19 protein-coding genes are annotated in these 22,699 nt (G+C 69.2%); 8 read left to right on the forward strand and 11 right to left on the reverse strand.

The window, feature by feature from the left end:
• Nucleotides 1–133 precede the first annotated feature (133 nt).
• The 4 genes from LK533_RS11720 to sdhC all read right to left on the reverse strand — a co-directional run bounded on the left by LK533_RS11720 (nt 134) and on the right by sdhC (nt 3,411).
• Entirely contained in the window at nt 134–697 is a 564-nt protein-coding gene (locus LK533_RS11720) for an ATP-dependent Clp protease proteolytic subunit (protein WP_229363149.1), read from the reverse strand.
• A 112-nt stretch (nt 698–809) separates the two neighbouring features.
• Nucleotides 810–2,612, reverse strand: coding sequence for a succinate dehydrogenase flavoprotein subunit (gene sdhA / locus LK533_RS11725; RefSeq protein WP_229363150.1), 1,803 nt, complete (start codon nt 2,610–2,612; stop codon nt 810–812).
• Nucleotides 2,612–2,998, reverse strand: coding sequence for a succinate dehydrogenase, hydrophobic membrane anchor protein (gene sdhD / locus LK533_RS11730; protein WP_229363151.1), 387 nt, complete (start codon nt 2,996–2,998; stop codon nt 2,612–2,614). The genes sdhA and sdhD overlap by 1 nt, the downstream gene beginning before the upstream one ends.
• Nucleotides 2,998–3,411, reverse strand: a complete 414-nt coding sequence (sdhC, locus tag LK533_RS11735) for a succinate dehydrogenase, cytochrome b556 subunit (protein WP_229363152.1) — start codon at nt 3,409–3,411, stop codon at nt 2,998–3,000. Before sdhC ends, sdhD begins: the two co-directional genes overlap by 1 nt.
• A 172-nt stretch (nt 3,412–3,583) precedes the next feature.
• On the opposite strand from sdhC, the gene LK533_RS11740 reads away from it, so the two are divergent.
• The 3 genes from LK533_RS11740 to LK533_RS11750 all read left to right on the forward strand — a co-directional run bounded on the left by LK533_RS11740 (nt 3,584) and on the right by LK533_RS11750 (nt 6,036).
• The gene (locus LK533_RS11740; RefSeq protein WP_229363154.1) at nt 3,584–4,282 is read left to right on the forward strand and encodes an SDR family NAD(P)-dependent oxidoreductase; all 699 of its coding nucleotides are present in this window, start codon (nt 3,584–3,586) and stop codon (nt 4,280–4,282) included.
• A 126-nt stretch (nt 4,283–4,408) separates the two neighbouring features.
• Nucleotides 4,409–5,347, forward strand: coding sequence for a 50S ribosomal protein L11 methyltransferase (locus LK533_RS11745; protein ID WP_229363155.1), 939 nt, complete (start codon nt 4,409–4,411; stop codon nt 5,345–5,347).
• 14 nt (nt 5,348–5,361) lie between these two features.
• Nucleotides 5,362–6,036, forward strand: a complete 675-nt coding sequence (locus LK533_RS11750; RefSeq protein WP_229363157.1) for a TIGR02117 family protein — start codon at nt 5,362–5,364, stop codon at nt 6,034–6,036.
• A 108-nt stretch (nt 6,037–6,144) separates the two neighbouring features.
• Here the strand turns inward: LK533_RS11750 and LK533_RS11755 are convergent, their stop codons facing one another.
• From LK533_RS11755 to LK533_RS11770, 4 genes are all read right to left on the reverse strand, one after another.
• The gene (locus LK533_RS11755; protein ID WP_229363158.1) at nt 6,145–6,414 is read right to left on the reverse strand and encodes a hypothetical protein; all 270 of its coding nucleotides are present in this window, start codon (nt 6,412–6,414) and stop codon (nt 6,145–6,147) included.
• A gap of 49 nt (nt 6,415–6,463) precedes the next feature.
• Nucleotides 6,464–7,219: a DsbA family protein gene (locus tag LK533_RS11760; RefSeq protein ID WP_229363160.1), complete on the reverse strand. Its 756-nt coding sequence runs from the start codon at nt 7,217–7,219 to the stop codon at nt 6,464–6,466.
• 8 nt (nt 7,220–7,227) lie between these two features.
• The gene (locus LK533_RS11765; protein WP_229363161.1) at nt 7,228–8,586 is read right to left on the reverse strand and encodes a M48 family metalloprotease; all 1,359 of its coding nucleotides are present in this window, start codon (nt 8,584–8,586) and stop codon (nt 7,228–7,230) included.
• A 125-nt stretch (nt 8,587–8,711) separates the two neighbouring features.
• Nucleotides 8,712–11,492, reverse strand: a complete 2,781-nt coding sequence (locus tag LK533_RS11770) for an Rne/Rng family ribonuclease (RefSeq protein ID WP_229363162.1) — start codon at nt 11,490–11,492, stop codon at nt 8,712–8,714.
• 457 nt (nt 11,493–11,949) lie between these two features.
• Between LK533_RS11770 and LK533_RS11775 the strand changes: the two genes are divergently transcribed.
• The 4 genes from LK533_RS11775 to LK533_RS11790 all read left to right on the forward strand — a co-directional run bounded on the left by LK533_RS11775 (nt 11,950) and on the right by LK533_RS11790 (nt 17,486).
• On the forward strand, nt 11,950–12,849 hold the full coding sequence (locus LK533_RS11775; protein WP_420705849.1) for an N-acetylmuramoyl-L-alanine amidase family protein: 900 nt from the start codon (nt 11,950–11,952) through the stop codon (nt 12,847–12,849).
• A 93-nt stretch (nt 12,850–12,942) separates the two neighbouring features.
• Nucleotides 12,943–15,447: a penicillin-binding protein 1A gene (locus LK533_RS11780; RefSeq protein ID WP_420705850.1), complete on the forward strand. Its 2,505-nt coding sequence runs from the start codon at nt 12,943–12,945 to the stop codon at nt 15,445–15,447.
• A gap of 120 nt (nt 15,448–15,567) precedes the next feature.
• Nucleotides 15,568–16,695 (forward strand): peptide chain release factor 2, encoded by a 1,128-nt coding sequence (gene prfB / locus LK533_RS11785; RefSeq protein ID WP_229363163.1) that lies wholly within the window; start codon nt 15,568–15,570, stop codon nt 16,693–16,695.
• Nucleotides 16,696–16,754: 59 nt separating this feature from the next.
• Nucleotides 16,755–17,486, forward strand: a complete 732-nt coding sequence (locus LK533_RS11790; protein WP_229363409.1) for a class I SAM-dependent methyltransferase — start codon at nt 16,755–16,757, stop codon at nt 17,484–17,486.
• A 22-nt stretch (nt 17,487–17,508) separates the two neighbouring features.
• Here the strand turns inward: LK533_RS11790 and LK533_RS11795 are convergent, their stop codons facing one another.
• The 3 genes from LK533_RS11795 to LK533_RS11805 are packed head-to-tail and all read right to left on the reverse strand — an operon-like array spanning nt 17,509 to nt 20,782.
• Complete coding sequence (locus LK533_RS11795) at nt 17,509–19,284, reverse strand: DUF885 domain-containing protein (protein ID WP_229363164.1); 1,776 nt, start codon at nt 19,282–19,284, stop codon at nt 17,509–17,511.
• A 29-nt stretch (nt 19,285–19,313) separates the two neighbouring features.
• Nucleotides 19,314–20,048: a 2OG-Fe(II) oxygenase gene (locus tag LK533_RS11800; protein WP_229363165.1), complete on the reverse strand. Its 735-nt coding sequence runs from the start codon at nt 20,046–20,048 to the stop codon at nt 19,314–19,316.
• Nucleotides 20,045–20,782: a 2OG-Fe(II) oxygenase gene (locus LK533_RS11805; protein ID WP_229363166.1), complete on the reverse strand. Its 738-nt coding sequence runs from the start codon at nt 20,780–20,782 to the stop codon at nt 20,045–20,047. Before LK533_RS11805 ends, LK533_RS11800 begins: the two co-directional genes overlap by 4 nt.
• Before the next feature lie 95 nt (nt 20,783–20,877).
• Between LK533_RS11805 and LK533_RS11810 the strand changes: the two genes are divergently transcribed.
• Nucleotides 20,878–22,644 (forward strand): putative 2OG-Fe(II) oxygenase, encoded by a 1,767-nt coding sequence (locus LK533_RS11810; RefSeq protein WP_229363167.1) that lies wholly within the window; start codon nt 20,878–20,880, stop codon nt 22,642–22,644.
• The last annotated feature ends 55 nt before the right edge of the window (nt 22,645–22,699 follow it).

Raw genomic sequence — 22,699 nt, forward strand, 5'->3', positions numbered from 1 at the left:
CCCCTGCGCCTGCGCAGGCAGGGATCCAGGGCCGGGCAGGACAAGGACGGTGGCGCTTGCGGCCCTGGGCTCCTGCCTGCGCAGGCGCAGGGGAGTGAGTCGGGGGAGTGAGTCGGGGCCGGGGCCCCGCGGCTCAGATGACGTCGAGGACCAGGCGGCGGCGCTTCGCTTCCTCCGCCTCGATATACCAGTTCGAGGGGGCCTTCTCGACCAGCTCCTCGAGCGGAACGTCGGACCCGGCGACGAGGTCGCGGAAGCCTTCTTCCTCGATGCGGATCGAATGCTCGATCTCGTGGAGCTTGGCCTTCAGCGTATAGCTTAGCGTCTTGAGCGGGCCGGAGAGCTCGACGCTGCTCGACATGAGCCGCTCGTGCAGCATCAGGCGCGTGCCCTTGGTCAGGAAGCGCTTGTCGACCGGGAAGGCGGCCATGAAGGTGGCGCCGGCCGAATAGACCGCGACCTTGCCCAGGAACAGCAGCTCGCGCCCGGTATATTCGTGCATCAGCCGGACGTCGTCGCCCATCGCGCGCGCCACCTCTGGGTCGCCGCCCAATGTAGAGATGGAGATCACCAGCGCGCCTTCGGCAGGGGCGTTGGCCAGCTGCTGTCGAAAGTTGGTGTACATGGCGTGATCGACGGGCCCCGCCAGGTGAACATGCGGGGTCGCGAGCAGCGGATACTGAAGGGCTTCGGTCATGGCCCGCTAACCCGGGCGCCGGATCGATGGTTCCGGAGACCAACACAGATGACAAAGAAAAAGGGGGCGGACGTTGCCGTCCACCCCCGCATCCCTCAAGTTCGACGTGCGATCAGTACACGCGCTTCTTGGGCTTGATGTAGTCGATCTCGTCGGTGAGCGTGTAGTCGTGCACCGGACGCGTATCGAGGGTGGTGGAGCCGCCCTTGCCGCCCCAGCCGTCGAAGGTCGCGATGGTGTGCTTCATCCAGTTGGCGTCATCACGCTCCGGGAAGTCCTCGTGCATGTGCGCGCCGCGGCTTTCCTTGCGATTGATCGCGCCGCGGATCGTCACCATCGCCTGGCCGATCAGATTGTCGAGTTCCATAGTCTCGACCAGATCGGTGTTCCAGATCAGCGAGCGATCGCTGATGCCGATGTCCTGCATGCCCGCATAGATGTTCTCCATCTTGGTGACACCCTCGGCCATCAGCTCCTCGGTGCGGAACACGGCGCAGTGGCGCTGCATCGTCTTCTGCATGTCGAGGCGCAGCTGCGCGGTGGGCGTCGCGCCCTTGGCATTGCGGAAGTGGTCGAGGCGGCCGAGCGCCATCGCTTCCGAATCCTTAGGGAGCGGGTTGTGCGCGGTGCCCGCCTTCACCGTCTCCTTGATGCGCAGGCCGGTCGCGCGGCCGAACACCACGAGGTCGATCAGCGAGTTGGAGCCGAGGCGGTTGGCGCCGTGGACCGACACGCAGGCGGCTTCGCCGACCGCGAACAGGCCCGGGACGACCGCATCCGGGTTGCCGTCGCGCTTGTGCACGACTTCACCGTGGAAGTTCGTCGGGATGCCGCCCATGTTGTAGTGGACGGTCGGGACGACCGGCAGCGGCTGGCGCGTCAGGTCGACGCCGGCAAAGATCTTGCCGGTTTCGGTGATGCCCGGAAGCCGCTCGGCCAGCACCTTGGGATCGATGTGGTCGAGGTGCAGGAAGATGTGGTCGCCTTCCTTGCCGACGCCACGACCCTCGCGGATCTCCATCGCCATCGAGCGGGACACGACGTCGCGCGACGCCAGGTCCTTTGCCGACGGGGCATAGCGCTCCATGAAGCGCTCACCCTGGGAATTGGTGAGGTAGCCGCCTTCGCCGCGCGCGCCCTCGGTGATGAGCACGCCCGCGCCGTAGATGCCGGTCGGGTGGAACTGCACGAACTCCATGTCCTGGAGCGGCAGGCCCGCGCGCAGCACCATGGCGTTGCCGTCACCGGTGCAGGTGTGCGCCGAGGTGGCGGAGAAATAGCAGCGGCCGTAGCCGCCCGTCGCCAGCACCGTCGCGTGGCTGCGGAAGCGGTGGATGGAGCCGTCCTCCATGCACAGCGCGATCACGCCGCGGCACTGGCCGTTCTCCATGATGAGATCGAGCGCGAAATACTCGATGAAGAAGTCGGCGTCGTACTTCAGGCTCTGCTGGTAGAGCGTGTGGAGCATGGCATGGCCGGTGCGGTCCGCCGCGGCGCAGGTGCGCTGTGCGGGCGGGCCTTCGCCCATGTTCTGCATCATGCCGCCGAACGGGCGCTGATAGATCTTGCCTTCCTGCGTGCGGCTGAACGGCACGCCGGCGTGCTCCAGCTCGTACACGGCGGCCGGAGCCTCGCGGCAGAGATACTCGATCGCGTCCTGGTCCCCGAGCCAGTCGGAACCCTTGACGGTGTCGTACATGTGCCAGGTCCAGTGGTCCGGGCCCATGTTGCCGAGGCTGGCGGCGATGCCGCCCTGCGCCGCGACCGTGTGGCTGCGCGTCGGGAACACCTTGGTGATGCAGGCGGTCTTCAGGCCCGACTCGGCGATCCCCATGGTCGCACGCAGGCCGGAGCCGCCGGCGCCGACCACCACCGCGTCATAGGTGTGGTCGATGATCTTGTAGGCTTGAGACATCAGGCGGGCGTCCCCGTGAAAGCGATGCGCAGGATCGAGAAGATGGCAAGACCCGCGCCGAGTGCCGCGAGCAGATTGAGCAGGACCAGCAGAACGACTCGAGTCTCGTCGTGCTGATAGTCCTCGATCACCACCTGCAGACCCAGGCGCGCATGGTAGAAGAGGGTGGCGATCAGCAGCGCCATCGGCAGCGCCGCCCAGGCCGAGCTCAGCCAGGCGGTGACGCTGGCGATGTCATAGGCCGGCAGCCGCGCGATCGAGAACAGGAACCACAGGACCAGCAGCAGGTTCGAACCCGCCGTCAGCCGCTGGTGCCACCAATGATGGGTGCCCTGCTTGGCAGACCCCAGGCCGCGGACGCGACCGATGCTCGTACCGTTGCCCATCAGTGCTTCCCCACCAGCAGCCATGCCCAGAAGGCGATCGTCGCGAGCGGCGAGAAGACCATGGTGGCCATCGCCGTCATCTTGCCCTTGCGCAGCTCATAGCCGGCGCCGATGTCGAGCACGAGGTGGCGGATGCCGCTCGCCATGTGCTGGAACACGGTCAGGGTCAGGCCGATGCCGACCACATAGCCGATCACGTTCAGCCCGCCGCTCGACACCGTGAAGACGTCGACGAAGCTGGCATAGCTCTTCTCGCCCCCGGCGATGGCCGCGAGCCACCAGACCAGCAGGCCAAGACCCACGGAGTTGGCGACGCCAGTGGCGCGGTGGACGATCGAGACCAGCATGTGCGGGCCCCAGCGCCAGATGCCGAGGTGCGGCGACAGCGGGCGCGCATAGGGTTTGGAAGCCAAGTCAGTTCCTTTCGCGAACCGCGCCTATCTACCGGGGGGGCGGGGCGATGCAAGACGCAAGAGCCCGGATGTAGGGGAGTTTTGCGGAATGCGCCACCGTTGCCAGGTCTGGTCAGCCTGATGCAGCGCCGCAATGCTGGCGCGGATCGCGCGCACCCTCTATTCGGCAGGCATGACGCATATTCTTCTTACCGGCAGCTCGCGCGGGATCGGGGCGGCGATCGCGACCGCGCTCGATGTGCCCGGCCTGCGCGTGGTCGGCCATGGCACGACGAGCGGCATCGCGGCCGACTTCGCCGACCCGGCGGCGCCGGCCCGGCTGTGGGAGCAGGCGCTGGACGCGCTCGACGGGCGCATCGACGTGCTGGTGAACAACGCCGGCGTGTTCGAGGCGACTCCGCTGGAGCTGCCGCACGACGAGTGGGTCGCCGGGTGGGAGCGCACGATGCGCATTGATCTCACCGCCTCGGCCGAGCTCTGCCGGCTGGCGGTCCGGCACTGGCAGGCGCGGGGAAGCGGCGGGCGGATCGTCAACGTGGCCAGCCGCGCCGCCTATCGCGGCGACAGCCCGGCGCACTGGCATTATGCCGCCGCCAAGGCCGGCATGGTGGCCATGACCAAGACGATCGCGCGCGGCTATGCGGCAGAAGGCATCCTGGCGTTCGCAATCTGCCCGGGTTTCACCATGACCGGCATGGCCGAGGATTATGTGGCAAGCCGTGGCGGCGACAAGCTGCTGGCCGACATTCCGCTTGGCCGAGTCGCGATGCCGGATGAGGTCGCGACCGCCGCGCGTTTCCTGGCGCTGGAGGCGCCGGCGTCGATGACGGGCGCGGTGCTCGACATCAACGGCGCGAGCTACGTACGTTGAATTTGTTCGGCACCGGCCCGCTCCCCCACCCCGCCAACCATGGGATACTGGCGTTGGGTGGCCGGGTGCGGGAGCGGGCTGGTGCCGCCATGGTCCGGCACCGCCGGACCGCCAAGAAGGACCCCAATGCCTAGCTGGAAACTGACCCTGCCGTGCACCCGCGCCGAGGCCGAGGCGATCGACGCCGCCGAGGACCTGGGGCTCGATTCTGCACCCGTGCTGATGACCACCGAGGACGTCGAGGACGATGCCGAGCGCTGGCACCTGGACGCCTATTTCGAGGTCGAGCCTGACGACGCAGCGGTCGCCGCGGTACAGGCGCTGGTGCCGAGCGCGCGCGGGCGGGCGCCCGCGATCGAGCAACTGGCGGACGAAGACTGGGTGACGATGAGCCAGGCCGGGCTGGAGCCGCTCCATGTCGGGCGCTTCTATGTCCACACCGCGGCCGACACGACGCCGCCGCCCCCGGGCGCGCGCGTGTTCCGGATCGAGGCTGGGCGCGCGTTCGGCACCGGGCATCATGAGACCACCAGCGGTTGCCTGGCGATGCTCGACGGGCTGGCGGGCGAGCGCTTCACCGACGTGATCGACATTGGCACAGGCACGGGCCTGCTCGCCTTTGCCGCGCGCGAGCTCTGGCCCGAGGCGCGGGTGCTGGCGACCGACATCGATCCCGTCGCCGTCGACGTCACGCGGGAGAATGCCGAGGTCAACGACGTGGCCGCGATCGACCTGATCGTCGCCGATGGCGCGCTGGCCGATACGATCACCGAGCGCGCGCCCTATGACCTGCTGATCGCCAACATCCTGGCAGGGCCGCTGGTGTCGATGGCGCCGGAGGTGGCGGCGATCGCCGCGCCCGATGCGACAGTGGTGCTGGCCGGGCTGCTAGGGCGGCAGGCGAGCGAGGTGATCGCAGCCTATGCTGCGTGCGGCTGTACGCTGGAGGCGCGCGACGACCGCGGCGACTGGACGATCCTGCGGCTGAAGGCGGGCGCCGAGCGCTATGTGCCGACCGTGCCGTTCGATCCAGCGGGTCGCGACGGCTGGGCGCTCGACATCTGATCCGGCCCGCGCCCGTGCTGCGCCGGGTCGGCCGCAGTCTGCTGCGAGTGGTGGTGGCGCTGGTGGCGGTGCAGCTGGCCTATGGCGTCGCCGGGCTGGTCGGCGGCGCCTTTGCCACCAATCGCGCGTGGCAGGAAGCGCAGGCGGGGGTCCGCATCTATGTCGAGGACAACGGCATTCACACCAGCATCGTCGTGCCCGTGGTGGCAGCGGGGACGGACTGGCGCGACCTGGTGCGGCCCGAGGATCTACGCGACCCGCGTTTTGCCGGGCACAGCCACCTGTCGATCGGCTGGGGCGACCGCGCCTTTTACGTCGGGACCCCGACCTGGAGCGACTTGAAACCGGCAACGGTCGTGCATGCCGCCTTTGGCAGCGACGACACGGTGCTGCACGTCGGGCACCTGCCCGAGCCGGTGGCGGAGGCGGGCGTGCGCCCGGTGGTGCTGCGGCCGGAGGAATATCGCCGGCTGGCGGGCTTCATCCGCGCGAGCTTTTCGACCGGCCGGGACGGGCGTGCGGGCAGCGTGCCGGGGTACGGCCTGTCCGACGCCTTCTACACGGCGCACGGCCGCTACAGTGCACTTCGGACCTGCAACAGCTGGACCGGAGAGGCGCTGCGCCACGCCGGGGTACGGATGGGCGCCTGGACACCGTTTTCCGCAACCGTGATGGCCTGGCTGGGGTGAGGCGAGCGCATGGCCAGCGCGATGCCGAGCGAGACGGCTCATGCAACCGTTCGTCCTCAGCCCCTACTCAGCACGAACGGGGACATCCATGATTCGTGCCCGCAAGCCTCAATAGGGCTGGTCGCGCTGGAGGCGCTCGGCGTCCTTGCGGGCTTGTTTCTCTTCCTTGCGGCGCTGGCGTTCCTCTTCCGCCTGCTGCTTGCGCAGCTTGCGGCCGGCGTTGCGGTCGGCCTCGTCCTGGCTGGTAGTGGTCCAGTCGACGACCTGCGACCCGACGCGCACCGGGGCGGTGGCGACGTTCCAGGCGGTTTTGGCGACGCAGCCTCCGGCGAGCAGCGGCACGAGAGCGATGGGAAGGAGTCGCAGGGGCAAACGCATGGAACAGCTCCGCAAGAGGCCGCAGCGCGGCGCGTCGATCATAGAGGAATCAGGCACCGGCTGCATCCCGGGATGCGGAGCCGGCGGCGCGCGCCTTTGCAACGGCGGCGGTGAGCCCTTCGAAGCCGATCGCACCGCTCAGCATCTGGTCGCCCACCACCCAGGTGGGGGTGCCGGTGACGCCGAGTTGCCCGGCCTGCTGCATGTTGCGGGCGATTTCCTGCTGCACCGGCGCGGAGGCGGCGGCAGTGCGGGCCTGTGCCACGTCGAGCCCGGCCTTGGTGGCGGCGCGCTGAATTGCGGCCGCGTCCAGCCGGCTTTCGGAATAGAGCGCGGTGTGGAACGGGCGGAACTTGCCCTGCTGGGCGGCGGCAAGCGCCCATTCGGCTGCGGTGCGGCTGCCGGGGCTCAGGATCGGCAACTCGCGATAGACGATGCGCACCTTGGGATCGGCGGCAAGCAGCTTGTCGATGGCGGGGAGGCTCGCGCGGCAATAGCCGCAGGCATAATCCATATAGGCGACCAGCGTGACGTCACCCTGCGGATTACCGGCGAAGGCACCGGCGAAGGGCGTCTCGATCCCGCTGCGATTGGCGGCAACGGCCTTGCCGACTTCGCGCTCCTGAAGCTTCTGCATCGCTTCCGGCAGGATCTCGGGATGGGCCAGCACATAGTCGCGGACGATGGCCTCGGTCTTCGCCCGGTCGCTGCCGGGCAACATCGGCTGAAGCAGCGCAAAGGCGGCAGCGCCCAGGAAGGCGGCGAGCAACAGCGCGCCAAAGGCGAGAAAGGGATTGCGCGGCATGAAGGTCCTTAGCGGTCGGTGAGGCGGCGACGGCGCTTGCGCTCGTCGGCTTCGTTCTGGGCGATCATCTGGATGTCCTGGGCACGCAGCCGCTCGGGAGTGCCCTCGGGCAGGCCGGCGACGGCGGCGCGGGCGCTGGCAAGCGCCATCTGCCACTCGCCGATCAGGCTGGCGCGCTCGGCCATCGCGAGCGCGACGCGCGGCTGGTCGCCCTTGCGTTCATAGATGGTGGCGAGTTGCGTCCAGGCGAAGGGGTTCTCTCGGTCGCGGCCGACCGCCTGGCGCAGCACTTGCTCCGCCTCGGCCAGATGGGCTGTATCCTCCGTAGCGATCAGCGCATGGCCGAACGTGGCGGCGATCAGCGGCTGGTTGTTCGTGCGCTCGGTCGCTTCGCGCAGCGGCGCCAGCGCCTGCTGGGGCTTGCCCGATTCGAGCAGGATCTGCCCCTCCAGTTCCAGGAAGTACGGATCGTGGGGCTTGGCCTTCACCAGGGCCTCCGCCTCCTGCTGGGCCTGCTCGGGATAGCCGGTCAGGTGATAGGCATAGGCGCGGGCGTAATGGGCGGCGATGGAATGGTCGCTCGGCGGATAACGGCGCAGCGTTTCCTTGGAGTCGTTCACATAGCCGCGCAGCTTCGCCTGCACACGCAGGAAGCGTTCCTGAAGGCCGGCGTCGACCGGTTTGGCCCAGCCGGGCTGCGCCTGAAGATCGGCGGTCAGCGCGCTGATGCGCTCGCCGGTCAACGGGTGGGTGCGGTTGTAGCTGCTCTCCTGCGGGATCGCGAGGCGGTACTCCATGTTCTGGAGCTTCTTGAAGAAGGACAGCATGCCCTGGCCGCTGACTCCGGCGGCGCCGAGATAGCGCGCACCGGCCGCGTCGGCCGAGGTTTCCTGGGTGCGGCTGAAGGCGAGATAGTTGCCGAGCGCCGCCTGCTGGCCGGCCGCAAGGATGCCTGCCCCGGCCTCGCCCGCGCCCGCGGCGACGGCCGCGACGCCCAGCAGCAGGCTGAGGATCGAGATGCCGGTGGCGGGCGCCGCACCCCGTCCGGCCAGCGCGACATGGCCGCCGATGATGTGCCCGATCTCGTGCGCGACGACGCCTTGCACTTCGTTGATATTGTCGGCTTCGTCGATCAGCCCGGAGTGGACGTAGACCGCCTGACCGCCCGCCACAAAGGCGTTGACGCTGGGATCATTGAGCAGGACGACCGTGAAATTCTTCGGGTCGAGCCCGGCGGCGACTGCGATCGGCCGCGCCATGTCCGCCAGCAGCGACTCGGTTTCAGCATCCCGCAGGATCGACTGGGCGGCAGCCGGTTGCGCGCAGACGAGGAGCGCGGTGGCGAGGCCTGCGAGGATGCGCTTCATGGCGGTCCTTATCGGCGATGCCGGCGCCAGGTTCAACGCGGGCAACCTGCTGCTGCCGATGTGCGGCTGAACCGAATGTGAAGCGAGCCCCTCTCGCCCAAGGACGAGAGGGGCTGCTGCCAAGGTCAGGCGCCGAAGGTGCGCTGCCACCAGCCGCGGCGCGGCGTGGAGGTTTCCGCCGGCTCGGCTGCGGCGTCGCCTTCCGCGTCCGCCGCCGGTGCTTCCGCAGCAGGCGCCGGTGCCGTCGGCTCGGCTTCCGGAGCGGCCGGTTCCGCCGCAGGCGCTGCCGCGTCCGCGGCCGGCTCGGCCTTGCGGCGGCGGGTGCGCTTGGGCTTGGGCGCTTCCTCCGCAGCTTCGGCCGGCGCGCTGGCCGCGACCGGCGCCGGGGCGGCTTCTGCCTCTGCGGCCGGCTCGGCGGTCTTGCGACGGCGCGTGCGCTTGGGCTTGGGCGCTTCCTCCGCAGCGGGCTCGGCGACCGGCTCGGCTGCGACCGGAGCCTCGACCACCGGAGCAGGTGCGGCCTCGGCGGCGGCCGCCTCCGTCGCGCGTGCCGACGGACGACGGCGGGTGCGCTTGGGCTTGGGCGCTTCCTCGGCGGCCGGCTCGGCGACCGGCTCCGGGGCTGGCTCGGCAGCGGCTTCGGCCACGACCGGCTCCGGCGCAGTCTCGGCAGGTGCTTCCTCGACCGGTGCGCTGGTCTCGACCGGCGTGTCGTCGCCCTCAGCAGTCTCGGCCTCGTTCACCGGTGCGAGCGAGTCGCCACGGCGACCGCCGCGACGGCCGCGACGACGACGACGGCGGCCTTCGCCGGCTTCGGCCTCGGCAACGGGGGCGCTGCTCTCGTCCGGCGCCGCTTCGTCGCCGACCTCGGCTTCGAGGTCCTCGTCGCCTGCGTCCTCGGCCGTTTCTTCGGCGTCGGGCGCGGTCCCTTCCTCACGGTTGCGACCGCGGCGGCCGCGACGGCGGCGACGGCGCTTGCGGCCCTCGCCTTCCTCGTCGTCGCGACGGCGCTGCGGCTGCTCCTCGCGGGCTTCCTCGGCCTCTTCGAGTTCCTCCAGCTCCTCGTCCTCATAATCCTCGAACTCTTCGTCCTCGGGAAGCTCGAGCAGCGGCGCGATCTTGGGCGGATAGGCAGGCGGCGGGCCTGCGGCCTCGACCACCATGCGCGCGCCCTCCAGCGTGCCGTCGGTCGCGACCTCGACCGTGACGCCGTAGCGATCCTCGATCTCGGCGATGTCGCCGCGCTTCTTGTTGAGGACGTAGAAGGCGGCTTCCTGGCTGCAGCGCAGCAGCAGTTCGGAGCCGCGGCCGCGGGCGGCCTCGTCCTCGATCATGCGCAGCGCCGACAGGCCGGCGGACGAGGCAGTGCGGACCAGGCCCGAGCCCTCGCAGTGCGGGCAGGTGCGGGTCGATGCCTCGAGGACGCCGGTGCGCAGGCGCTGGCGGCTCATCTCCATGAGGCCAAAGGCGGAGATGCGGCCGACCTGGATGCGCGCGCGATCGTTCTTGAGCGCCTCCTTCATCGCCTTCTCGACCTTCCGGACGTTGGATCCGTGATCCATGTCGATGAAGTCGATGACGACCAGGCCGGCCATGTCGCGCAGGCGAAGCTGGCGGGCGATTTCCTGAGCCGCTTCCAGATTGGTCGCGGTCGCGGTCTGCTCGATGTTGTGCTCGCGCGTCGAACGGCCGGAGTTGATGTCGATCGACACCAGCGCCTCGGTCGGGTTGATGACGAGGTAGCCGCCCGACTTCAGCTGGACGACCGGGTTGTACATGGCGCCCAGCTGGTCCTCGACACCCGCGCGCTGGAACAGCGGCACGGCATCGGCATACTGCTTCACCTTGCGCGCATGGCTCGGCATCAAGAGCTTCATGAACTCGCGGGCCTGACGATAGCCGTCCTCGCCCTCGACGATCACTTCCTCGATGTCGCGGTTGTAGATGTCGCGGATCGCGCGCTTCAACAGGTCGCTGTCGCCATAGACCAGCGCGGGTGCGGTCGAATGCAGCGTCTGTTCGCGAATGCCGTCCCACACGCGGGCGAGATAGTCGAAGTCGCGCTTGATCTCGGTCTTGGTCCGCTGGAGGCCGGCGGTGCGCACGATGCAGCCCATCGATGGCGGCAGCTGCAGCTCCGACATGATCGACTTCAGCCGCTTGCGGTCCGACGACGAGCTGATCTTGCGGCTGATGCCACCGCCGTGCGCGGTGTTGGGCATGAGCACGCAATAGCGGCCGGCGAGCGACAGATAGGTGGTGAGGGCCGCACCCTTGTTGCCGCGCTCTTCCTTGACGACCTGGACCAGCAGCACCTGGCGCCGGTGGATCACGTCCTGGATCTTGTAGCGGCGGCGCAGGTTCATGCGGCGCTGGCGCAGCGCATCGACCGCGGCATCGTCGCCACCGCCGCGGCGCTTGCGCTTGCGGTTCGACGGCGCGGGGGCGCCTTCGTCGTCGCCGGCGTCCTCGTCCTGCCCGTCCTCGTCGTGCCCGTCCTCGTCGTGCTCCAGCACTTCGACGTCGTCGTCCGCGTCGAGCGCGATCGCGTCTTCGTCGTCGTAGCCTTCCTCGTCCTCTTCGTCCTCACGGGCGCGCAGGGCGGCTTCCTCGGCGGCGTGCTCGGCCTCTTCGCGCAGCAGCGCCTCGCGATCCTCCTTGGGGATCTGGTAATAGTCCGGGTGGATTTCGGAAAAGGCGAGGAAGCCGTGGCGGTTGCCGCCATATTCGACGAATGCGGCCTGGAGCGACGGCTCGACGCGCGTCACCTTGGCGAGATAGATATTGCCCTTGAGCTGCTTGCGCTCAGCGGATTCGAAGTCGAACTCCTCGATGCGGTTTCCCTTGACGACGGCAACGCGGGTCTCTTCCCGGTGGCGTGCGTCGATCAGCATACGCGTGGTCATTGAAAAGTCTCCGGGCGCGGCGGGCGGCCTGTGGCCGGCGCGGCGCGCCATGGGCGGCGCTGCCGGGCGGATCGGGATCCGCGGCGGCGCTGCGTGGGTCGATGAATGCCTCTGCCGCACGGGCACGGCCGGACCGGTGGTCCGGGCCAAACGTCACCGACCAGCGTCCGCCATTCGCGGTGCTGCTGGAACGGGACGGAACATGCCTCATGCGAGCGTCAACCTGGTTTCCCCGCTGGCGGCGCAGATGCGGCGGGCGGGTGTTGGGAACGCCGGCCGTCGACGGACGACAAACGGCGTGTCTGTTGCGTAGCATTGCGGCTGCCATGCGGCAACACCGCGCGAGAGGCCCCGGTGGTCGCAACGGGCTTGCGTCGCAAGAGGCTTAGGAAGACCTTAACCCGATGCTTTCACCATCATGGGTGACAAGGGGCATGCCCCGACTGACGGCACGCAGATGACGAGTGGGCTTATGACTTCACGACGGGCCGGGGTGCGACCCTTCCTGTATGCGGCCGCGCTGGCCACTGCGGTGGCAGCGATGCCCGCGCAGCGGCTGACCGCGGGCGAACCGGCGGCGGCCAATGCCGTTGCCAAGTCGCGCATGACGGTGCCGGCTGCGCGCCGGGCAGGGCGGCTGCCGCGCATCGACGGCGTTGCCGGGCGGCCGCTGGTGGTGATCGACGCCGGGCACGGCGGCCATGACCCGGGCGCGCTGGCTTCCTGGGACGGGGGGCTGCGCGAAAAGGACCTGACCCTGAAGCTCGCGCGCGAGATCCGCGACCAGCTGCTGCAATCGGGGCGAGTGCGGGTGGCGCTGACTCGCGATCGGGACGAGTTTCTGATCCTGCAGGAGCGATTCGGCCTTGCCCGGCGGCTGGGCGCCGACCTGTTCATCTCGATCCACTGCGACAGCGCCGAGAATCAGGGCGCGTCGGGCGCGTCGATCTACACGCTGTCGGAGGTCGCGTCGGATCGGGAGGCGGCGCGGCTGGCGGCGCGTGAGAACAAGGCGGACATCCTGGCGGGCGTCAACCTGGCCGATGCATCCGCGGACATTTCGTCGATCCTGATCGACCTCACCCAGCGCGAGACGATGAACGCCTCGGCCGGTTTTGCCCGGCTGCTGGGGCGCGAGGCCAAGGAGCTGATCCCGCTCAGGCCCAACTACCACCGCATGGCATCGCTGATGGTGCTGAAGGCGCCGGACATGCCCTCGATCCTGTTCGAGACCGGCTACATCTCGAACGAGGCGGATGCGAAGCGCCTCAATTCGGAAGGAGGCCGCCGGGCGATCGCCCGGAGCGTTCAGCGCGCGGTGGAGGTGCATTTCGCGCGCCGTCTTGCGTCGCGCTGACGCGCTTGCCGCTATCGCGGCCGCGCGGCTTGGCCTGGCGCCTGCGGCCAAGCTGCTGGCACCGCGGTCCAAACCTGCTACACCGCGCGGCCGATGAGTGCCGCTTTCGATCCCGCGACCGCCCGCCCCGAACCCGCGCCTGAGGGCCGGAGCGCCCGTTTCCGGACGCTTCGCCGCCGCTGGTGGTTCCGGCTGCTCGCCTGGGCCGCGCTGCTGGCGGGGCTCGCCATGGTGGCGATCTGGTTCCTGCTGATCCGCACGTTGCCGTCGGTGGAGGCGCTGCGCAGCTATGAGCCGCCGCTGCCGACCAACGTGCGCGGCATCGATGGCACGCCGATCCACAGCTATGCCCGCGAGCGCCGGGTCGAGCTGTCCTATGCCGAATACCCGCCACTGCTGGTGAAGGCGTTCCTGGCCGCGGAAGACCGCACCTTTTTCGAGCACCACGGCGTCGACTATCCGGGCATCGCCAGCGCGATGCTGACCAACCTGCGCAATGATGGCCGCCCGATCGGCGCCTCGACCATCACCCAGCAGGTAGCCAAGAACCTGCTGCTGAGCAGCGAAGTCAGCTATGTGCGGAAGGCGAAGGAGGCGTTTCTCGCCTATCGCATCGAGGATGTGCTGACCAAACAGCAGATCCTGGAGCTGTACCTCAACCAGATCGCGCTTGGCCGGAACGCGTTCGGCGTCGAGGCGGCGAGCCACGCCTATTTCGACAAGGACCTCGACAAGCTGTCGCTGGCGCAACTGGCGTATCTGGCGATCCTGCCCAAGGGGCCGTCCAACTACACGCCCGAGCGCGGCTATGATCGCGCGATCAGCCGGCGCAACTGGGTGCTGGGCGAGATGCAGCGCAACGGGTTCATCACACAGGCGCAGCACGACGATGCGGTGGCACAGCCGCTGGGCACGACGCCGCGCCAGACGCCGCGCTTCGAGCGCGTCGGCGGCTATTTCATCGAGGAAGTGCGCCGCCAGCTGCTCGGCCGCTTCGGCGAGAACGACAAGGAAGGGCCGCATAGCGTCTATGCGGGCGGCCTTTGGGTGCGCACCTCGCTCGACCCGCGGCTGCAGGGCTTTGCGCAGGACGCGCTCAGGCGCGGGCTGATCCGCTACGACAGCGGGCGCGGCTGGTCCGGGCCGATCCGCCAGGTGGAGATCGACGGCGATCGCTGGCAGCAGGCGCTGCTCAACACCAACATCGGGCTGGACTATAGCGACTGGCGCGCTGGCATCGTGGTGTCGCGCGAGAGCGGTTCGGCCGAGATCGGCTTTGCCGACGGCACGACCGGCACGCTGCCGCGTTCTGCCGCGCAGATGCCGGTACGAGGCACGGGCGGCACTGCCTTTGCCGCGCTGAAGGCCGGCGACATCATTGCGGTTGCCCCTGAGGGCGGGCATTTCGCGCTCCGCTCGATCCCGAAGGTTTCGGGCGGCATGGTGGTGGAGGAACCGCGCACCGGCCGCATCCTGGCGATGCAGGGCGGATTTGATTCGCGGCTGCAGGCGTTCAACCGCGCCACCCAGGCCAAGCGCCAGCCGGGCTCGACGATCAAGCCGATCGTCTATTCGGCCGCGCTGGAAAAGGGGATGACCCCAGCGACCATCATCGCCGACGCGCCCTATTGCGTGGACCAGGGCGGGCGGCTGGGCTCCAAATGCTTCCGCAACTTCTCCGGCTCCTATGCCGGGCCGCACACGATGCGCTGGGGCATCGAGCAGTCGCGCAACCTGATGACGGTTCGCGCGGCGGCCGCGACCGGCATGAAGAACGTGACCGCGCTGATCGAGCGGCTGGGCGTGAGCGAGGGTCGCTATCCGCCCTATCTCTCCTATGCGCTGGGTGCGGGCGAGACGACCGTCACGCGCATGGTCAACGCCTATTCGATCCTGGTGAACCACGGAAAGGCGCTGAAGCCGACGGTGATCGACTTCGTCCAGGATCGCCACGGCAAGGTGATCTGGCCGCAGGACTGGCGGTCGTGCGACCGCTGCAACGCGCGCGATTGGGACGGCAAGGCGATGCCGCGGCCGGTGGTGCGCTCGCGCCAGCTGCTCGACCCGCTCACCGCCTACCAGATGGTCCACATCACCGAGGGCGTGGTCCAGCGCGGTACTGCCGTCACGCTGCGCGACCTCGACCGGCCGATGATGGGCAAGACTGGCACCAACAACGGGCCGACCGATGTGTGGTTCGTGGGCGGCACGCCGCAGATGATCGGCGGGCTCTACATCGGCTATGACACGCCCCGGAACCTGGGCGGCTATGCCCAGGGCGGGACGCTGGCGGCGCCGATCTTCAAGGCGTTTGCCATCAAGGCGTTCGAGGGGATGGACAAGCTGCCGTTCACCGCGCCCGCCGGCATTCGCATGGTCCGGGTCGACCGGGGCAGCGGCAAGCCGGTGTATGGCGCCTGGCCCACCACCGACCCGAAGGCGTCGGTGATCTGGGAAGCGTTCAAGCCCGAGAGCGAACCGCGGCGTGCGCGTCGTTCGCGCGGCGAAGCGGCGGCGCCGGTGCAGAAGGCGGCGCCCCAGGCGACCGCGGCACCGCGCGACAGCGACTTCTTGCAAAGGGAGGGCGGCATTTACTAGGGGCAGGGATGACCAGCCTGCCCGAGCCGGCAGTTCCTTTCTGACGATATAGCAAAGCGCCGCCCGTGCGGCCCGAGACTTCCCGGATTCAGCCGGGGTCTTCGAAGGTGGAGAGATTCGATGCGCGCCGAAGCGCAAGCCCATGTCGACAAGATCAACGATGCGCTGGCGCTGCTGCGCCGCTTCCTCGACTGGGACCGCGCGCTGCGCCGCCTGGACGAGCTGAATGCGCGCGTCGAGGACCAGAGCCTGTGGAACGACCCGAAGGCCGCGCAGGACGTGATGCGCGAGCGCCGGCGGCTGGACGAGGCGATCACCGCGACTCGCGCGATCGAGAGCGAGCTGTCCGACACGGTCGAGCTGATCGAGATGGCCGATGCCGAGGGCGACGCCGAGATGGCGGACGAGGGCACGCAGAGCCTCGCCCAGCTGGCCGAGCGGGCCGAGCAGGACAAGGTAAAGGCGCTGCTGTCGGGCGAGGCCGACGCCAACGACACCTATGTCGAAATCAACTCGGGCGCCGGCGGCACCGAGAGCCAGGACTGGGCAGGCATGCTCCAGCGCATGTACACGCGCTGGGCCGAACGGCGCGGCATGAAGGTCGAGCTGGTCGACTATCATGCCGGCGAGCAGGCGGGCATCAAGTCGGCGACGCTGCTGGTCAAGGGCGAGAACGCCTATGGCTATGCCAAGACCGAGAGCGGCGTGCACCGGCTGGTGCGCATTTCGCCCTATGACAGCGCGGCACGGCGCCACACGAGCTTTTCGAGCGTGTGGGTCTATCCGGTGATCGACGACAACATCGACATCGAGATCAACGAGAGCGAGCTGCGCATCGACACCTATCGCGCATCGGGCGCGGGCGGCCAGCACATCAACACGACCGATTCGGCGGTGCGCATCACCCACTTGCCGACGGGCATCGTCGTGCAATGCCAGAACCAGCGCTCGCAGCACAAGAACAAGGCCGAGGCGTACAACCAGCTGCGCGCGCGCCTGTACGAGCGCGAGCTCGCCGAGCGCGAGGCGGTGGCGAACGCGCAGAACGCCACCAAGACGGACATCGGCTGGGGCCATCAGATCCGCTCCTATGTCCTCCAGCCGTACCAGCTGGTGAAGGACCTGCGCACCGGCGTGACTTCGACCGCGCCCTCCGACGTGCTCGACGGCGCGCTCGACCCGTTCATGGCGGCGGCGCTGTCGCAGCGCGTGACCGGCGAGACCGTCGAGGTGGAGGACGTCGACTGATCGTGGCGAAGCCTCTGCCCGGACGTGGATTCCGTCGCGCGGCGCTTGCGGGCGCGGCGATGGCGGGGCTCGCCCTCGCGCTGGCAGGGTGCGACGCGACCGCGCCCAAGCTGCCCGAGAAACCGTCGGAGGCAAAGGCATCGGACTTCCCGGTCGCAGACCGGCCGGTTGCGACCATCGTGTCGGCGCGCTGGTCCACCGAGGAAGCGCGCGACCGGCTGAACGAGTCCGAAGAAGTGATGGACGGTGCCGGCATCGCCAAGGGGATGACGGTCGCCGACATCGGCGCGGGTGAGGGATATTACACCATCCGCCTGGCGCAGCGCGTCGGCGCGGACGGGCGGGTGCTGGCAGAGGACATCGTGCCGGAAGTGCGCGACGCTCTGGCTCGGCGCGTCGCGCGCGAGCGGCTCGACAATGTCAGCGTCCGGCTGGGCAAGGTGGACGACCCCCGCCTGCCCGAGGCGAGCTTCGACCGGGTCCTGATGGTGCACATGTACCATGAGATCGCCGACCCGTACGCGTTCCTGTGGCACCTGCGCCCGTCGCTGCGGCCGGACGGGCTGGTGGTGGTGGTGGACGCCAATCGCGCCACCCAGAACCACGGCACGCCGCCGGCGCTGCTGCGCTGCGAGTTCGAGGCGGTGGGCTATCGCCAGGTGGCGATGCGGCCGATGCCGTCGGCAGGCGGCTATCTGGCTACATTCCAGGCGACGGGGCCGCGGCCGGAGCCCCGCGCGATTCGGCCGTGCCGGCTCGATCCCGCAGCCAAGGCAGCCGCCGCCCGCTGACCGCGAGCGACGCCCCGGCGGATCAGCCCACTGCTGGCTGGCGCCCAGGCGCGTTGGGATTCCTGCCCCCGCCTTGGATCCAGAGGTCGATCTGCTGTTCCAGCACCGGCAGCGGTACGGAGCCCAGGCCCAGCACCACATCGTGGAACCAGCGCTGGTCGAAGTCGGCGCCAAGCTGCCGTTCCGCATCGGCGCGCTTGCGGCGCAGCGTCATCTCGCCGAGCTTGTAGGCAAGTGCCTGTCCCGGCCAGCTGATGTAGCGGTCGACCTCGGTCTCGATCTCGTGCTGTGACAGGGCGGTGTGCTGCGCGAGGTAGGCGATCGCCTGCTCGCGGCTCCAGCCCTGGTGGTGGATGCCGGTGTCGATCACCAGCCGGCAGGCGCGCCACATTTCGTAGGAAAGCCGGCCGAAGTCCTCATAGGGCGTGCGATAGATGCCCATCACGGTGCCCAGCCATTCGGTGTAGAGGCCCCACCCCTCGCCATAGCCCGAGAAATAGGTCTGACGGCGGAAGGCCGGGCGCTCGGGGCCTTCGAGCGCAATCGCCGCCTGAAGGCTGTGGCCGGGATTGCATTCGTGCAGCGTCAGCGCCGGGATCTGGTAGAGCGGCCGCGACGGCAGAGCATAGGTGTTCATCGAGCAGGCATCGAGCCCACCGCGCCCCGCGGTGTAGAAGGGCGCGATCGCGTCCGGCACCGGCACGATGGTGAAGCGGGTGCGTGGCAACAGGCCGATGGTGTGCTTGAGCTGGCCGTCGACACGCTTGGCGACGTACGCCGAGACGCCGAGCAGTTCGTCGGGCGTGCGGGCATAGAATTGCGGATCGGTGCGCAGAAAGGTCAGGAACTCGGCCATGCTGCCGGAAAAGCCCGCCGCAGCCTTGGTCTTCTCCATTTCCGCGTCGATGCGCGCGACCTCCTTTAGCCCGAGCGCGTGGATCTGCTCGGCGGTAAGATCCAGCGTCGTATATTCGCGGATCTGCGCCTGATAGAATGCCGTGCCCTCCGGCATCGCCTCGGCCGCCAGCGTGGTGCGGGTGTGGGGCAGATATTCCGTGCGGAAGAAGCGCAACAGCCGGTCATAGGCGGGCGCGACCTGATTCCCAATCACGCCGCGCGCCTCTTCGCGCAGGCGGGCCTGCTCGGCCTCCGGAATGCTGGCCGGCATCTTTTCGAATGCGGCGTAGAAGGGGTTTCTGGCGGCATCGGCGACCGCGTTCGCGGCGATCGAGGCGTCCCGCCCGGCAAGCGTCACGCGCGGAACGCTGAACCCGCGCTTCAGGCCTGCGCGCATGTTGGCGATCTGCTCGTCGAAATAGCGGGGCACGTCGCGCATGCGGCCGAGGTAGCGGCGATACTGCTCCGCCCGCGCATAGGGCTGGCGGGCGGCGAGCCCGGACCAGAAGTTGCTGTCCGCGTTGAACGGCATTTCCCAGCTGCGGAACTGCTGGTTGGCAATATTGGCTTCCAGCGTGGTGCGGAACACCGCAGCGTTGATCCGCTCCTCGGGCGAGAGTTGCTGGACCGGGATGCGGCTGAGCCGAGCCTGGATCCCCTGCCAAGTGGCGAGGCGGCGCTGCTGGGTGGCGGCATCGACATGCGGCAGGTGGTCGCCGCTGGCGCTCCAGCTGTCGTCTTCGGCGACGCGGGCATATTCCTTCTGCCGCCATGCCCATTCCTCTTCATAGAGCGCGCGCAGCTGCGCGTCGGCAGGAGAGGTGGTCGTGGCCCGTGCATGCGCGGGGGCCGGTGTCAGCGGCGCGAGCGACAGCAGAACGGCAGAGGCGAGGATGCGCATGGGCGGAGCTTCCCGGTTCTGGAGGGGCGTCAGGATGGCGGGCGGGCCGAGCGCAGCCAGCCGGTGATCGCGTAGCGGCGGTATGCCGCCTCCGGCCCGACCCGCGACACGCTGTGCAGCTGGGGCACGGCAAAGACGTCGAGCGTGTTGAAGCCAGGTGTCAGGCCGCGCACGGTGCCATCTTCGTCGTGGAACAGCAGCAGCCCACCCCATTCGGTCCGCCACTGCGGGGTCAGGCCATAGACGTATGCGGCGTGGCGCTGCTTGCCCGGCACTTCGTCGGTGTGGCCGGTAAGGAAATCGCCGGGGGCATAGGCGGTCGCCTGTCCATCGGCGAAGTCGATTGCCGGGATGCCGGTCAGGCGGCGCAGGCATTCGCGGGCAGCACCGCTCGACAGCCAGCGGGGAAAGGCCGACAGCGCCGCGTCGCCGGCCGTGCCGCCGCCGTCGCCATCCGTCAGCCGCAACGTCTCGTAGCGATATTGGAAGCCGGTGCGCGCACCCGCCTGCACCGCCGCCTCCAAAGCGGCCGCCTGCTCGGCGGACATGCCCGTGCGGGTCGCGCGATCGAGTTCAAAGATCTTGTCGCCGCTGTTGATCAGCTGGCGCCAGTCCTCGCGGTCCCGCAGGACGGCGTGGAGGCGCGTGGGGAGCGGGTCGGCCAGGAAGCCGTGAATGCGGATCCGACCCGTGGCGGCGAATTCACGGGCGAGCGCGTCCCAGTCGAGCGCCGGGTTGAGCTGGAGCCCGTCGAGCAGGCTCATCGATCGCGGAACCAGCCGGTGATCGCATAGCGGCCAAGCGGCGCGAACGGCGGCACATAGCTGACATTGTGGCGCTGGGGCACCTGGAAGAGGTTGAGGGAGTTGAACCGCGGCTTCATGCCCGCGATCACCTCATCCTCGTCGTCATAGAACAGCAGATAGCCGCCCCAGTCCGGGCGCCAGTCGCGCGTGAGGCTCAGCACATAGGCGATCTGCCGCCCCTCCTCGCCGGTACCGCGATCGTCGTGCATGGCAAGGAAGTGGTTGGGCGCAAAGAGCGTCGCCTGGGCGTCGGCCTTGATGAGGCTGGGCATGCCGGTGATCGCGCGAACGAAGTCCAGGAATTCGGGTGCGTTGATATATTCGAGCACGAACTCGAGCGGGTGACCGGGCGCCCATTTGCCGAGATAGGCGTCGAGCATCGGATATTGGCCGTAGACGAAGCCATAGTCGCCGCGACCGACCCCCTGGCCGGCTGCCTGCCAGATCCGCGCCTGCTCCGCCTGGGGAAGTCGCCGGCTCGCGTCGGCGCGCAACGACTTGGGCGCCGCACCCGGCTCGCGATAGGCCAGGCCATAGGGTGTCTGCCGCTGCACCACATCGGCGAGCACCTCTGCCGAGCGCGCGGTCAGCAGATCGCGGACCTGAAGGCGCCGGGTCCTGGCGAACTCCTGCGCGAGTGCCGCGCGATCATGCGCGGGATTGAGGTCGAACAGCGGCAGGGCGTCGGGCATGCCGCATCTTGCCGTTGTTGTGCCGAAACATTCAAGCGATCCCATGTGCTCCGCTGGACAGCCGTGCAGAAAGTGAAACACACAAGAGCATGAGCATGGATCTTCCCCGAACGTTGGCCTCCGCCGAAGCTGCCTATCGGGCGGGCGACCTGCGCGGAGCGCGGGCGCGCCTGACCGAGATGGTGGCACATGCGAAGGCGCCCGCCGCCGCCTTTCACCTGCTGGCGATGGTCGCGCGCCGGGAACAGCGCGATGCGGAGGCCCGTGCGCATTTCGGCGAAGCGCTCGCCCGGGCGCCCGGGGATGCCGAGATCCACAACAACTATGCGAACTTCTGCGGCCAGCAGGGCGATGTCGAAGGGGCGTTGCGCCATTATGCGGTGGCGGCGGCCACGCCGGGACCGGTGCGCGCAGAGGCGTTGGTCAACCGCGCGGTGCTGCACCAACAGCGTCAGGACCCGGTTGCGGCGCTGGCCGACATCGAGGCGGCGCTTGCACTGGTCCCGGCACGCGGCAGCGCGCACAGCATCCACGGCACGATCCTGCGCGATCTCGACCGGCTGGACGAGGCCGCGGCTGCATTCGACCGGGCGCTGGCATTCGAGCCTTCGCGCGCCACGGCGCTGCGCGGCCGTGCTCGCGTGGCGCTGGAGCGCGGCGAGCCGGACGCGGCCGGGCGCTTCCGCCATGCGGCAAGCCATGGTGCGGCCGGGCCGGACGTGCTGCTCGGCCTCGCCAACGCGCTGGAGGCGCAGGGCGACCCGGCCGGCATGGCGCTGCTGGAAAATGCGGTAGTCCAGGTGCCGGGCTGGGTGGAGGCGCATGAGGAACTCGCGCGCATGCGCTCGGAAGCGGGGCTGGCGCATCGGCTGACCGAAAGCCACGACGCGGCGCTTGCGCGGGTGCCGACGGATCCGGTGCTGCACCGGTCGCGCTGGCGGCTGCTCGGGACGGCCGGGCGGCACGTCGAGGCGCTCGCCGCCCTGGACGAGGGGCGTGCGGCACTCGGCAATGGCCCGGACCTGCTGCTGGAGGAGGCGAAGCTGGCGACCGAGGCGCGGGACCTCACGCGGGCAGGGTACGCGCTGGCGCAGCTGCCCGAGGACGGGGCGTATGGGCTCGCACATGCGCGCCATGCGCTGGCGACGGGGCAGCCGGACCGGGCCGCGGCGCTGCTGGAGCGATTCGTGCAGGCAGACCCTGACCATGTCGGCGCCTGGGCCTTTCTCGACCTTACCTGGCGGCTGCTCGGAGACCCGCGGCACGCGTGGCTGAGCGGCCAGCCGGATTTGTTTGCGGCACGCCGGCTGCCGATGGAGGCGGAGGCGCTCGCCGATCTTGCGGCCCTGTTGCGCGACCTCCACCGCAGCCGCTCGCATCCGATCGGCCAGTCGCTGCGCGGCGGGACCCAGACGCGCGGACGATTGCTCGCCCGCACCGAGCCGCAGTTGCGCGCGCTCAAGGTCCAGCTGCTCGACGCGATCGCTGCGCACATGGCGTCGTTGCCGCCGGCGGACCGGAAGCATCCGCTGCTGCGCCATCGCGACGCGCAGCCGGGGCTTGCGGGATCCTGGTCGGTGCGGCTGCACGGGGCCGGGTTTCACGTCAGCCACATTCACCCGCGCGGGGTGCTGAGTTCGGCGCTGTACGTGGCTGTGCCGGAGGCGCTGGACGGGCAAGCGCGCGAAGGCTGGCTGGAGCTCGGCCGGCCCCCGGCGTCGTGCGGGGTGGCGCTGGAGCCGCTTGCGCAATTCGAGCCGCAGCCCGGACGCCTGGTGCTGTTCCCGAGCTATCTGTTCCACGGCACCCGCCCCTTTGCGTCGGGCGAGCGGCTGACAGTAGCGTTCGACGTTTTCTTCTAGGGTGGCCCTGAACAGGAATGGCCCGGAGTTTCCTCCGGGCCACGCCTGTTTGCGA

It is taken from the genome of Sphingomonas sp. PL-96 (assembly GCF_020707215.1).
In the GTDB taxonomy this organism is placed as follows: Bacteria; Pseudomonadota; Alphaproteobacteria; order Sphingomonadales; family Sphingomonadaceae; genus Sphingomonas.

Excerpts from the sequence above, each read along its gene's own strand:
- LK533_RS11720 (WP_229363149.1), bottom strand. The coding sequence starts at position 697 with ATGACCGAAGCCCTTCAGTATCCGCTGCTCGCGACCCCGCATGTTCAC.
- sdhA (WP_229363150.1), bottom strand. The coding sequence starts at position 2,612 with ATGTCTCAAGCCTACAAGATCATCGACCACACCTATGACGCGGTGGTG.
- sdhD (WP_229363151.1), bottom strand. The coding sequence starts at position 2,998 with ATGGGCAACGGTACGAGCATCGGTCGCGTCCGCGGCCTGGGGTCTGCC.
- LK533_RS11740 (WP_229363154.1), top strand. The coding sequence starts at position 3,584 with ATGACGCATATTCTTCTTACCGGCAGCTCGCGCGGGATCGGGGCGGCG.
- LK533_RS11745 (WP_229363155.1), top strand. The coding sequence starts at position 4,409 with ATGCCTAGCTGGAAACTGACCCTGCCGTGCACCCGCGCCGAGGCCGAG.
- LK533_RS11755 (WP_229363158.1), bottom strand. The coding sequence starts at position 6,414 with ATGCGTTTGCCCCTGCGACTCCTTCCCATCGCTCTCGTGCCGCTGCTC.
- LK533_RS11760 (WP_229363160.1), bottom strand. The coding sequence starts at position 7,219 with ATGCCGCGCAATCCCTTTCTCGCCTTTGGCGCGCTGTTGCTCGCCGCC.
- LK533_RS11765 (WP_229363161.1), bottom strand. The coding sequence starts at position 8,586 with ATGAAGCGCATCCTCGCAGGCCTCGCCACCGCGCTCCTCGTCTGCGCG.
- LK533_RS11770 (WP_229363162.1), bottom strand. The coding sequence starts at position 11,492 with ATGACCACGCGTATGCTGATCGACGCACGCCACCGGGAAGAGACCCGC.
- LK533_RS11775 (WP_420705849.1), top strand. The coding sequence starts at position 11,950 with ATGACGAGTGGGCTTATGACTTCACGACGGGCCGGGGTGCGACCCTTC.
- LK533_RS11780 (WP_420705850.1), top strand. The coding sequence starts at position 12,943 with ATGAGTGCCGCTTTCGATCCCGCGACCGCCCGCCCCGAACCCGCGCCT.
- prfB (WP_229363163.1), top strand. The coding sequence starts at position 15,568 with ATGCGCGCCGAAGCGCAAGCCCATGTCGACAAGATCAACGATGCGCTG.
- LK533_RS11790 (WP_229363409.1), top strand. The coding sequence starts at position 16,755 with ATGGCGGGGCTCGCCCTCGCGCTGGCAGGGTGCGACGCGACCGCGCCC.
- LK533_RS11795 (WP_229363164.1), bottom strand. The coding sequence starts at position 19,284 with ATGCGCATCCTCGCCTCTGCCGTTCTGCTGTCGCTCGCGCCGCTGACA.
- LK533_RS11800 (WP_229363165.1), bottom strand. The coding sequence starts at position 20,048 with ATGAGCCTGCTCGACGGGCTCCAGCTCAACCCGGCGCTCGACTGGGAC.
- LK533_RS11805 (WP_229363166.1), bottom strand. The coding sequence starts at position 20,782 with ATGCCCGACGCCCTGCCGCTGTTCGACCTCAATCCCGCGCATGATCGC.
- LK533_RS11810 (WP_229363167.1), top strand. The coding sequence starts at position 20,878 with ATGGATCTTCCCCGAACGTTGGCCTCCGCCGAAGCTGCCTATCGGGCG.